10 protein-coding genes and 3 tRNA genes are annotated in these 10,871 nt (G+C 46.0%); 4 read left to right on the top strand and 9 right to left on the bottom strand.

Going from position 1 to position 10,871, the window contains the following annotated elements; translation table 11 throughout:
- Positions 1-114 precede the first annotated feature (114 nt).
- From ACTBZS_RS06100 to gpmI, 4 genes are read right to left on the bottom strand one after another with little or no spacing between them, the layout of a single operon-like run.
- A complete protein-coding gene (locus ACTBZS_RS06100) occupies positions 115-2,268 on the bottom strand; it encodes a hypothetical protein (protein WP_463043571.1) in 2,154 nt (717 codons plus the stop codon).
- Between the two features lies 1 nt (position 2,269).
- The gene (locus tag ACTBZS_RS06095; RefSeq protein ID WP_463043570.1) at positions 2,270-4,369 is read right to left on the bottom strand and encodes a hypothetical protein; all 2,100 of its coding nucleotides are present in this window, start codon (positions 4,367-4,369) and stop codon (positions 2,270-2,272) included.
- On the bottom strand, positions 4,342-5,040 hold the full coding sequence (locus tag ACTBZS_RS06090; RefSeq protein WP_463043569.1) for a murein hydrolase activator EnvC family protein: 699 nt from the start codon (positions 5,038-5,040) through the stop codon (positions 4,342-4,344). The genes ACTBZS_RS06095 and ACTBZS_RS06090 overlap by 28 nt, the downstream gene beginning before the upstream one ends.
- 13 nt (positions 5,041-5,053) lie before the next feature.
- Positions 5,054-6,580, bottom strand: coding sequence for a 2,3-bisphosphoglycerate-independent phosphoglycerate mutase (gene gpmI, locus ACTBZS_RS06085; RefSeq protein WP_463043568.1), 1,527 nt, complete (start codon positions 6,578-6,580; stop codon positions 5,054-5,056).
- A 104-nt stretch (positions 6,581-6,684) separates the two neighbouring features.
- On the opposite strand from gpmI, the gene ACTBZS_RS06080 reads away from it, so the two are divergent.
- Positions 6,685-6,999 carry an ArsR/SmtB family transcription factor gene (locus tag ACTBZS_RS06080; RefSeq protein WP_460430848.1) on the top strand — a complete coding sequence of 105 codons (315 nt, stop codon included), beginning with the start codon at positions 6,685-6,687 and terminating at the stop codon, positions 6,997-6,999.
- Here ACTBZS_RS06080 and ACTBZS_RS06075 read toward each other — a convergent pair.
- From ACTBZS_RS06075 to folD, 3 genes are all read right to left on the bottom strand, one after another.
- Positions 6,996-7,610, bottom strand: a complete 615-nt coding sequence (locus tag ACTBZS_RS06075) for a hypothetical protein (RefSeq protein ID WP_463043567.1) — start codon at positions 7,608-7,610, stop codon at positions 6,996-6,998. The genes ACTBZS_RS06080 and ACTBZS_RS06075 overlap by 4 nt on opposite strands.
- The gene (purU, locus tag ACTBZS_RS06070) at positions 7,610-8,470 is read right to left on the bottom strand and encodes a formyltetrahydrofolate deformylase (protein ID WP_460430850.1); all 861 of its coding nucleotides are present in this window, start codon (positions 8,468-8,470) and stop codon (positions 7,610-7,612) included. The genes ACTBZS_RS06075 and purU overlap by 1 nt, the downstream gene beginning before the upstream one ends.
- Positions 8,471-8,549: 79 nt before the next feature.
- Positions 8,550-9,404 (bottom strand): bifunctional methylenetetrahydrofolate dehydrogenase/methenyltetrahydrofolate cyclohydrolase FolD, encoded by an 855-nt coding sequence (gene folD, locus ACTBZS_RS06065; RefSeq protein WP_460430896.1) that lies wholly within the window; start codon positions 9,402-9,404, stop codon positions 8,550-8,552.
- 114 nt (positions 9,405-9,518) lie between these two features.
- Here folD and ACTBZS_RS06060 point away from each other — a divergent pair.
- From ACTBZS_RS06060 to ACTBZS_RS06050, 3 genes are all read left to right on the top strand, one after another.
- Positions 9,519-9,595: transfer RNA gene (locus tag ACTBZS_RS06060), tRNA-Pro, on the top strand.
- Positions 9,596-9,638: 43 nt separating this feature from the next.
- Positions 9,639-9,715 (top strand) — tRNA-Arg (locus ACTBZS_RS06055).
- 23 nt (positions 9,716-9,738) lie between these two features.
- A tRNA-His gene (locus tag ACTBZS_RS06050) sits at positions 9,739-9,814 on the top strand.
- A gap of 80 nt (positions 9,815-9,894) precedes the next feature.
- Here the strand turns inward: ACTBZS_RS06050 and yacG are convergent.
- Together yacG and zapD are read right to left on the bottom strand one after the other, a co-directional pair.
- Positions 9,895-10,077: a DNA gyrase inhibitor YacG gene (gene yacG, locus ACTBZS_RS06045; protein ID WP_027405190.1), complete on the bottom strand. Its 183-nt coding sequence runs from the start codon at positions 10,075-10,077 to the stop codon at positions 9,895-9,897.
- 9 nt (positions 10,078-10,086) lie between these two features.
- Entirely contained in the window at positions 10,087-10,845 is a 759-nt protein-coding gene (gene zapD / locus ACTBZS_RS06040; protein WP_460430851.1) for a cell division protein ZapD, read from the bottom strand.
- Between the last annotated feature and the right edge of the window lie 26 nt (positions 10,846-10,871).

The raw sequence follows: 10,871 nt of genomic DNA, 5'->3' as shown, positions 1-10,871 counted from the left end.
GATGTGTATAAGAGACAGGCGCTTTGCTATATAGATTTAAATGTATACGCGAACTTAATACTGGGATGTATGTTGTGCTCAACAAGTGCTTTAATATTCGACGGTGCGTTCGCGTTATAAGCTATACAACAAAAAAGTGTATGCGCTTTGACCTATGAATATAATTGTATACATCCATGACTGAAGCAAAACATTTTTAAAAAAACCTCCTATTGTTAGCTGACACAGTGGGCCATATAGATAACTTATACCCGCTAATGACTGATAGCTGGCTACTGATGTTATATTGATGGCATCTTGAATCTTTTTCATGTTAATAGGCAAATCTACCTCGCTAAATGATGGTACTGATAGGCCAAACGAGATTCCTCGTGTTACTCCTTTAAATTGTTTTACAGTCTCTTGTCTACCAACATACTGCACATCATTCCAACTCGTACTAAAACTATCGCTAAACGATGTTAGGTAAGCTTTAAATACTACAGCAGTTTCTAGTGTTGTACTTTTAATTCGAATTGATATGTAGTCCTTTCCATTGTAATCCTGAACATTTTGTACTTTGTAATCCTTGTTTCCTACACCAATTTGAGGATTTGGTCCTGCTGCGGCTTGAGCACTAATTCCGCTATTTGCAGCTGCTCTTGTTGCTGCGCTCCTTATTTGTCCATAAGTTAAGGACTTGTATTGTGCTAGGCTTCCCTGTCCTGGACCTGGAAAATTAACTAAACGATCTACATCAATAGTTGATCCGTTTACCAACGCCTTAATAATGCTTCTCCATGTTGACTGCTGAACATTGCTTACGTTTGTGAATGAGTCTACATCAACGTCACTAAAGTTTGATACCGGAGGCTGTTGATTGGCTTGTGTAAGTGCTGAAGCAAAGTCAATACTATTCCCTGTGTTGAGTAGCTCCTTGTTTGGTTCCTTTTGTGGTGTTGCACGTAAATCTTGTACAGCAACTTGTGCTGCTGTAAGTCCTTCCTCGCCTTGATTTATATCTACATTAAATGGCCTAACTGTTGCAGATCCGTGTTTCAATATAGGAGTAAATCGCGCTAGTAGTTGATCAGTGTCGTATTCAATCACCCTCAGTATTGGTGAGTGATAGGTTGGTGTAAAATTGAAAGGGTCGCCAACTGAGTCATACCCTGTAACATTTGATTGCAGTGCCTGTGTGTTATCGTTTAGGTTTTGCAAAATTGGACCAATGCTCAAATACGCATTTGTTGGTGTATTAGGTTGGCCGCTATCATTAATAGCTGGTGACGTACTCTGCTTTACTATTAAGGGTAATTGCTCAAACGTAGCAGGCGATTCTAGTGGAAACCTTGCAACACCATTTCGTGCTTGTGAAATTGGTAGTGGCTGTGTTGGTGTTACTATGCTGGATGCTATTTCACCATCCTTTAACAGCAATCCCTGCAATATAGCATTATCTTTAACCTCAACTGCTGTCTTAACATTCACAGTACCTTGCTCAAGGTCGCTGGATACTATTGCAGATTTTATTGGTGTTCGTGATAGTAGTATGTTGTTGGTTAGACTTGCTCCCTGCCTTGTTAAGATTATAAGTTCGTTTGCTGGTTTTTTTATATCAGTTGTTGATGCAAGTCCAGTATCTGTGACAGCAATTCCTTGCATAAAGGCGTTTACTGATTCGTTAACTGCAGGTCGTATAGTGATGCCCTCACTCTGTGTGTCGGTTGGAGTTGTTGGTCCAACCAGTGTTTGCAATATAAGACTTCCCTTTTTAGGATCCGGTTTTTGATAAAAAGTGCTGACTTTTTTGTTTCCAAAACCATACGGATCTATGTCAATCTGACTCGCTAGAGGTGACGTTGTGAATGGTGTAGCTCTTACAATTCCACTATAAGTGTCACTTAAAAAATACTTAGGTAAATGAGTTGTTCTGGAGTCTAGTGGTTGCTGTAATCGGTTTTCTAAACGAATAGTAGCTGGAAAAGTGGTGTATGGTTGCGGTACTTTTCTGTCTGTAATGTCTGTCTTTTGAAAAGCACTGATAGTTGGATACACCGGCTCTCGCAGTGTACGTACCATCTGTTTTAGAATTGGACTACTCTTTTCTAATCCCTGTGTGCGCAGCTTTAACTGAGCTGCTGACTTTTCACTGTATGTTTGTTTGTCTTTTAGATTGACAGAGGGTTTATTGGTGATCGTGGGTTGCTTTGGTTCAAATTTTCCCATTACGCTCTGTGCAAGGCGTTCCTCTAAGCTGATTGTCTTAAATGGCTTGTTTGTTTCCATACTATTTTACTCCTGATGATGTCATGCCTAGTCTTAATACATCGCCAACTCTTTTGCCATCCATATTAATTACGCCACCTTGAGCCATGATTGCTTTAAGCTCTCGTACTTCTCCTATCAACTTATCCATCTTATCTTCTTTTTCTCCACCACCACCGAATATACCACCTAAAGCTCCTAAGGCTGGTCCAACTACTGCTAGAGCAGTTAATGCTGCAAAGATCGGTAATGCCATTAGTCCTGCTGCCGCAACTCCTGCTAAACCATACGCTATACCACCTAGAGACAGAGCAACCATTCCTAAGCCGGGTCCTGCCATTGACATTTGGATTAGTCCGCTACTGATAGTGTCAAACGCTCCAGTAGATGCAATTAGGGATATGGCAAGTAGTCCAGGAACCATTAAGCCTAATCCAACTGCTACCATTAATAATCCAGGTCCAGCGATTAGAGCAGCAACTCCTAGGGTAAGTAAACCTATACCCATTAACTGTAAAGCTATTGGCATAAATAGCATATTTTCAATTGGCATGTTTGCTAGTTGCTCAAACATCAACGAAAGTCCTGCAGCTGCTATTCCGATACCAATACCCATCATCATGATTCTGGCTCCTAGCGATAATGCAAGCATACTGAGTAGCACAGCACCAAGTGCAACTTGCGGTTTAGCTAATGCCCCTAAGCCTCCTGCTAATCCTTTAAGACCCATACCGACAGCAATTCCCGCCAAAGCAATAAATCCTAGGAATGGTATTGCTGCTACCATGAGTAGCAATGCTGGAGCTGCTACTACTAAGTTAAGAGCGCCAAATAACACTTTTCCTGTTCCCATTGCTTTCAATCCACTTGCTAATCCCTTTAATCCCTTACTAACACCTCCAGCTCCGCCTCCGGCAGCTGCGGCCTTGCTCTGTGCTGCAAGTGATTTTTCCTGAGCAGCTTCTGTTATTCGAGCGGCTCTTCTGGCAGCCATATTAGCCATCCACTGCCCAAACATTGTATTTTCTGTCATTCTTCTCCACAAAGCCTGAGCTTGCTCTTTAACGAAGTTTCCTGTGGCAGCTGCTCCTCGTCCAATAATCCCCTTTAGTAGTAGTTTGTCTAGAAACACCATTGACATCATTATACCTTGTCCAATGCCAAGTATAACATTTTTGGCTATAAGTAAGCCGTTGCTTATCATTTGTAAGCCGTTCCCCATCGAAAGGAACTGTAGTGTGCTCAGTATCAGTAGTCCGTTTTCTTTGAAGAACCCTGCTGCTTTGCTTCCGTATTCGGTTAGATAACCCAAAGCGTTCATTCCGATACTTGCACCTTCTCCAAAATATTTGTTTGATTCTTCTTGAACATCGATTGTTTTAGCTAACTCTTCTACAGTTATACCCGCAGCTTCAGCAAGTGCTTTTTTCTGAACAACATTCATTTTGTCAAACTCAGCAGAACCTCCTATGTTTTTCAATACCTCTCTAGTTGATCCTTCTAGATCGCCGTTTAAGGCTAACTCTCGAGCTTTATCTAAATTAATCTCTCTACCCAACAACACAGATGCTTCCATCTGCTTATTAATGCTACCCTCAAAGTCGAGCAAACCTTCAGCCATTTTACTAGCTGTTCCAATCTCAACTCCCATTTTATGTAGTTCAATTGCGGCTTTACCAAAACCTTCAGCACCACCCTTACTAAACAGAGCCATCGTACCAGTGTTGGCAGCCATGTCCTTCATGATCTTACCCGGAGCGATGCCTTGCAACTCAGCCATATGACCTACGTGCTCCATTGCGTGTGCTGCCGTTTCTGACGTTTCACCAGCCATCTGCGACAACGATGCGTTTAGTTTAGCTGCTTCTTGTCCTGAAATACCAAAGTGAACAGCCATCTTACCGAGCTCTTGAGTTGTGTCTCGTGATAGCGCATTTACGTTACCAAACTCTTGAATCATACCCTCTGTCACTCCTTTCACATCTGAAAGTCCCATAATCGAGTAGAGATCCATTCCTTTAAACTGAGCTTGTACAGCTTGTCCTGCGCTTAATCCTTGTGCTTTAAATTTCTCAAAACCCTCTGTATATTGTTCTAGCTTTTCGGCTGCTTGTGTGAGCATAAACGCTCCCATTGTTTTTGGGTCGTTTCCAATTGCTCTCGCTGTTGCTTTTCTGCTTCGAGTTTTTGTGTCTGTTGCTGTTGTTCGCCGGCAATCTTCTGTAAACGTTGATTTTCAGAGGCCAATTGCGCTGACAAACGTTGTAATTCCGCTAATTGCTCGCGCAGACGGTTGATGACTTGATGTTCTGCCCGTGCTAAGTAGTGTTGGTAGGCTTGTTCACGGGCGCTTTGATTGGGGTTTTTTTGGTCTAACCATTGTTTCAAGACATCGCTTTCACCCACACGGTGTTGATTACGCAATACACGGGCAATCCGTTCCTGAGTGGCTTTCATCCCCTGTTGAATGTCTTGAATTTGCTGTCGAACCTGACCGCGTTCACCCTCTGAACGGTCTTTTTGCTCGGTCAAGGAAGCCAACGCCCGTTTGGCCTGACTGATGGCAATTTCAGATTGCCGCAAAGCATCACTGGCCTCGCTATGGTCTTCCTCTGTTTCTTTGATCTCTTTCGACAGCGTTTGAATCTGTTGACGAATATCTTTTAAGTCTGCCTGTGGTGCAGCAGGAGAGCTGGGCAACGCCCCGGGAGCTGCCCATGTCATCGAGACCATGCCGCTACCTAAACAGGCCATCACACACCAAGGCCATACCGCCACAGGCAGCTTTTTCATAGTAACTTCGCAATCAATCAAAGTGTAATAAGCTGCGGCCAGTCATTTCAGCCGGTTGGGACAAGCCCATCATAGCCAAAAGTGTTGGTGCAATATCACGCAATGCCCCTTCACCGACAAAATGCGCGGCGCGCTGACCAATGTATAAACATGGCACACGATTTAAGGTGTGTTGGGTATGCGCTTGATTATGGGCATGGTCGTGCATTTGTTCACAGTTACCATGATCGGCAGTAATTAACACTTCACCACCCGCTGCCAACATCGCAGAGACACAGCGCGCCACACATTCATCGAGGGTTTCAACCGCTTTGATTGCCGCTGGCATCACACCGGTGTGACCCACCATATCGCCGTTAGCGTAGTTACAGATAATCGCGTGGTACTGTCCAGAAGCAATGGCCTGTTCAATATGGGCGGTAACTTCTGGTGCATTCATTTCAGGTTGTAAATCGTATGTCGCTACTTTGGGCGATGGCACCAAAATGCGGTCTTCACCTTCATACACCGCTTCTTCGCCACCGTTAAAGAAATAGGTGACGTGGGGGTATTTTTCCGTTTCAGCAATCCGCAACTGACGTAGGCCCAAACCTGATAAATACTCACCTAAGGTTTGCCGGATTTTTTGGGGTGGATAGGCAACCGGATGTTGATAGGCCTCGCCATAGCTGGTCAATGAGGCAAAGTAAGAGAAAGCAACCCGCCGCGCAGCAAAGGCATCAAAGGCCGGATCGGTCAACGCAGTGGTCAGTTGACGGGCACGATCAGCGCGGAAATTCATAAACAGCACTACATCGCCGTCTTGCATTTTGACCGGTTCACCAATCACCGTGGCGTGCACAAACTCATCGTTTTCATCGCGAGCATAAGCCGCATCAAGGGCCGAGGTGGCATCTGTGGCGTGATAAGCAGCTTCACCTTCTACCAAGAGCTGATAAGCCGGTAAGACACGTTCCCAACGCTTATCGCGATCCATCGCCCAATAACGACCGACCATGCTGACTAAGCGTGCCTGAGGACACGCGGCCAAGACGGTGGTTAACCGATTAAGATAGGTGTGAGCGCTGCGTGGTGGGGTATCACGGCCATCTAAAAAGGCATGGACATAAATCGCTGGTACACCGGCAGTGTGTGCGGCTTGGATTAAGGCATGGATATGTGCTTCATGGCTGTGGACACCCCCATCTGACAGCAAACCCATGATGTGAAGAACACCTTGACGTTTTGCTGTCGCAATCGCTTCGGTAATCACGGGGTTATTGGCAAATTGACCGGTTTCAATATCCATGTCAACGCGACTGATATCTTGTTGAACCACCCGTCCAGCGCCAATGTTGAGATGGCCGACTTCTGAGTTACCAAACTGACCGGAAGGCAAACCAACCGCGTGTTCAGATGCATCTAAAGTTGTATAGGGATAGTCACGGCGCAGTCGATCCCAGTTGGGGGTTTGGGCATGCAGAATTGCATTGTCCTCTCCCTCAAGTCGATGACCAAAACCATCCAAAATCAACAGCAAAACAGGGGTTACATTCGACATAGTACAAGAATCTATTCGGTAGTTAATATTAGGGCTTGTTGATGTTTACAGCCAAACAACTTACGATTGTAACGGTTTTTACAGCCTTTTACCGGAGACTGGCTTTGCCATCCAACTATACGCATATCGAGCAGACCTCTCGTGCCATGAAGGCAATGTCACATCCGCTGCGGTTAAAAATTATTTCCGTGTTACAAGACCGCGAAGTCAGTGTGCAAGAGATCGTCGAACAGGTCGGTACCTCACAAAGTAATATCTCGCAACACCTTGCCGTTATGCGTGAAAAAGGCGTCTTGCGAACACGCAAAGACGCCAATCGGGTTTATTATCGCTTAGGTGACTTACGCACATTAGAAGTTTTGAAACTGATGCGTGAAGTCTTTTGTGGCTTTAGTGATGACGAAGACAGCCACGATTAACTGTCCATCACCCCGCTGTGATTCGGCGGGGTAGGTTCAGCTGGCGCAGGGGTAGTGGGCGCGGTTTCAGGGGTCGTGAGTTCCTGTGGCAAGCTAATCCATCCCTGATGCGCAGCAGCGCCCAACATTAAGCTGAGTGCAAACACCGCTATCGGCATAAACAGAATCATCCCAACGATCACTCGTCCGCGTGTCATGGCGGTGGTCAGATGTAATGCTTGAACCAAAATGGTGATGCCCCACGCGGCCAAACCAAAGGCCAAAAAGCTATCAAGTGGTGCCGGCACGGCCAATAACAGCGGCTCTAACAATTGTGGCGTATGCGACAACACCACCAACCCAAATAAAGATTCTTGGCCTTGCCAACCAGATTGGCGCAACCACCACGCCATAAACCACGCTAACAGACCGCTTTCAACCACATTGACTGCCATAAAAAAAGCCAGTCGATTGGCCATGCCACCCGTGAACGTGTCAGCGACCAGCGCAGACGCCAACCCCAAACACAATAACCACAGGATTACTGCCGAAAGTGGATATTGATAGTGGCCAATTGGCCGGACTCTAAACCGCATTAAATCAAGTGCATCTTGCACAAGTCGGGCAAACATTAGTCGAAAATCACCGTTTTGTTGTTGTAAGACAGAATGCGGTTGTCCAAATGCCAACGCACCGCGCGAGATAACACCATTCGCTCTAAATCACGTCCTTTCTGAATCAAGTCATCGACATCATCACGATGAGAGATTCGAGTGACTTCCTGTTCAATAATTGGCCCTTCATCCAGCTGTTCTGTCACATAGTGGCTGGTGGCACCAATCAATTTCACTCCACGAGCATGTGCGCGATGATAGGGTTTTGCACCATCAAAGGCAGGTAAAAAACTGTGATGAATATTGATCACCCGATTGGGGTAGCGTTGTACAAATTCTTCTGATAACACCTGCATGTAGCGCGCCAAAATAATCAGGTCAACACCATGTTGTTCTAATAAGGCAAACTGTTGTTGCTCAAGTTCCACCTTATTTTGCCGTGTAACCGGGACGACATGGTAAGGAATACCATTAAATTCGGCGATACGGCGACAATCCTCGTGGTTAGAGATAATCAAGGGAATTTCACAGTGCAGTTCACCGATACGCCAGCGATGCAGTAAATCAATTAGGCAGTGCTCGTATTTGGAGACGAAAATCGCGATTTTCGGTTTGTTTTCCGACAGCGCCATTTTCCATTCCATCCGATTTTCGCGGGCAATCGGCTCGAATGCCGCCGCAAAATCGGCGATCGGCAAAGTAAACCCATCTAGGGCCCACTCCACCCGCATCAAAAATAACCCGGCATCAGCATCTTGATGCTGATCCGCGTGCAAAATATTGGCGTTGTAAGAGAGTAAAAAATTAGCAATGGTTGCCACCAAGCCTTTGCGATCTGGACAACAGATCAACAAAGTGGCGGAATGTTTGTGCGACATAAAGCATCCGGTGAAAAAAATCAAACAAAGACCAGCAAACCAGACACTGCCGCGCTGGCAATGTCTGGATAAGCCTCAATTATTTTGCATGTAAATTCGCTGCATCGAGGGTGTTTTGCAACAATGTCGCCACTGTCATCAACCCCACGCCACCTGGGACAGGTGTAATGGCCGACGCCACCGTTTGTGCCGCTGCAAAATCCACGTCCCCTACCACCTTGCCATCATCGAGTCGGTTGATCCCGACATCAATCACCACCGCACCGGGTTTAATCCAATCACCTTTCACAAAGAAAGGCCGTCCCACGCCAGCCACAATAATATCTGCTCGCCGTACTTCAGCGGCTAAATCAGCCGTCGCAGAGTGGCAAACCGTCACCGTAGCACGAGCCAACAACAACTCTAATGCCATTGGCCGGCCCACAATGTTTGATGCCCCAATCACCACCGCGTGTTTGCCTTTTACCTCAATGCCGGCGTGTTCCAACATAATCATCACACCACGTGGCGTGCATGGACGTAACAGTGGCATTTTTAACGCTAGGCGACCGACGTTGTAAGGATGAAAACCATCTACATCTTTTTTCGGATCGATGGTTTCAATAATGGTTTCTGGGTTGATGTGCTCAGGCAGTGGTAGTTGAACCAAGATGCCGTCAACCTCAGGGTCTTGGTTCAATGTGGCAACCAACTGCAACAAGGCTTCTTGTGTCGTTGAGGCTGGCAAATCGTAAGACAGCGAGCGAATACCGACTTTTTCACATGAACGTTTTTTGTTACGCACATAAATTTCTGAGGCAGGATTATTGCCCACGAGGATCACCGCAAGGGCTGGTGCGCGCAAACCTTGATCTAAGCGTGTTTGCACACCTTCGGCAACACGATCAAGCAAAGCAGCAGAAATAGTTTTTCCGTCAATCAGTTGGGCAGTCATATAAGCATCCGCTTCAGGGTGGCTAAAACAGAATTTTCGCATTTTTTTACATCTTGCCTCAACTTGTGTTGACAACCCGAAATTTTATCTATAATATTCGGGTCTCTTGATCGGCGGGGCGTAGCGCAGTCTGGTAGCGCACCTGGTTTGGGACCAGGTGGTCGTGAGTTCGAATCCCACCGCCCCGACCAAGAATTCTTCTGACTGGTGTCCCTGACCATCAGGCAACAGAAAGCGCCCGTAGCTCAGCTGGATAGAGCATCGGCCTTCTAAGCCGAGGGTCACAGGTTCGACTCCTGTCGGGCGCGCCAAAGGCGCAAAAGTGTTTACACTGGTGGCTGTAGCTCAGTTGGTAGAGTCCCGGATTGTGATTCCGGTTGTCGTGGGTTCGAGTCCCATCAGCCACCCCAAAGTAAAGAAGCCTGCTTAATGCGGGCTTTTTTGTTTTTTCAGATAGAAAGAAATCGCCGTCAACATGACGGCGATTTTTTTATTCTCGCTGACCTTCTTGGCTTGGTGTTTCGTCTTGCGCTGGAACAGCATATTTTTCTTCTGCCCATGCACCAAGATCAATTAATTTACATCGTTCAGAACAAAACGGACGATATAGACTTTCTGGTTCCCACACGACAGATTTCCGACAAATCGGGCACGATACAGTACGCACAGCCATATTTTCTCTTTACAGTTTGCAATACGTCATGGTGAAGGGGATCGCTTGGTCGATAACTTGCTTCCCACCTCCATCAAAATTTGGCGTGATAAAACGAACATTGACAGCATATTTACTGGCCGAAATTTCTGGAATCGCTGTTATGTCTGCTGCCATCTCTAGCCGCAGTAGGTGAAAAACGTTCCCACCAGACATCTGTTGAAAAGCACCTCGTGGGGCGAGATGGGCTATTTTTTTGCCGCGATGGCGTAATAGCTTTAACAGAATATCGACAGCTTCTTTCACCGGCAAAAGCGGTTGCACCCATTGTTGCAATAATTCACCACGTTCTGCGCTGGCTAAATTTTGCCAGTAATGCAACGACGGTAAATCAAATTCATTCACGCCACCGGCAATATTTGCGCGTTGGCGCACACTATTGAGCCATTCATGTTCGCGTAAATGGTGCCCCAAACGGCCACTATTTTCTAATAACTGGGCGGAGGTTTGCTCGATTCTCTCTAAAGTGGCATCTAAACTGTCTTCTGCAATCAAGGGATTATCACGCAAGCCTTCTAGAATATGCTTTTGCTTATCCAGCTCTTGCACTAATTCAGATTTCAAATCTAAACGACCCGCTAAATCGAGCAACTCAAACAATACCAATAGCGCAATATAATGCGCATGGCCTTGTTCTTGTTGTTGAAAAAACGCTAAGCGCTTGAAAATATCTTCTAGGCGCAAAAGGGTACGAATTTTTTCTGCGAGGGGAAATTCAAAGCAAATCACTGCGTGGCCAAAGGAAAAGAATAGGA

The sequence above is a fragment of the Aquaspirillum sp. genome (assembly GCF_055136605.1).
Note: the sequence above shows the minus strand (reverse complement) of the source record. Positions and strands in the feature narration are given on the sequence as shown.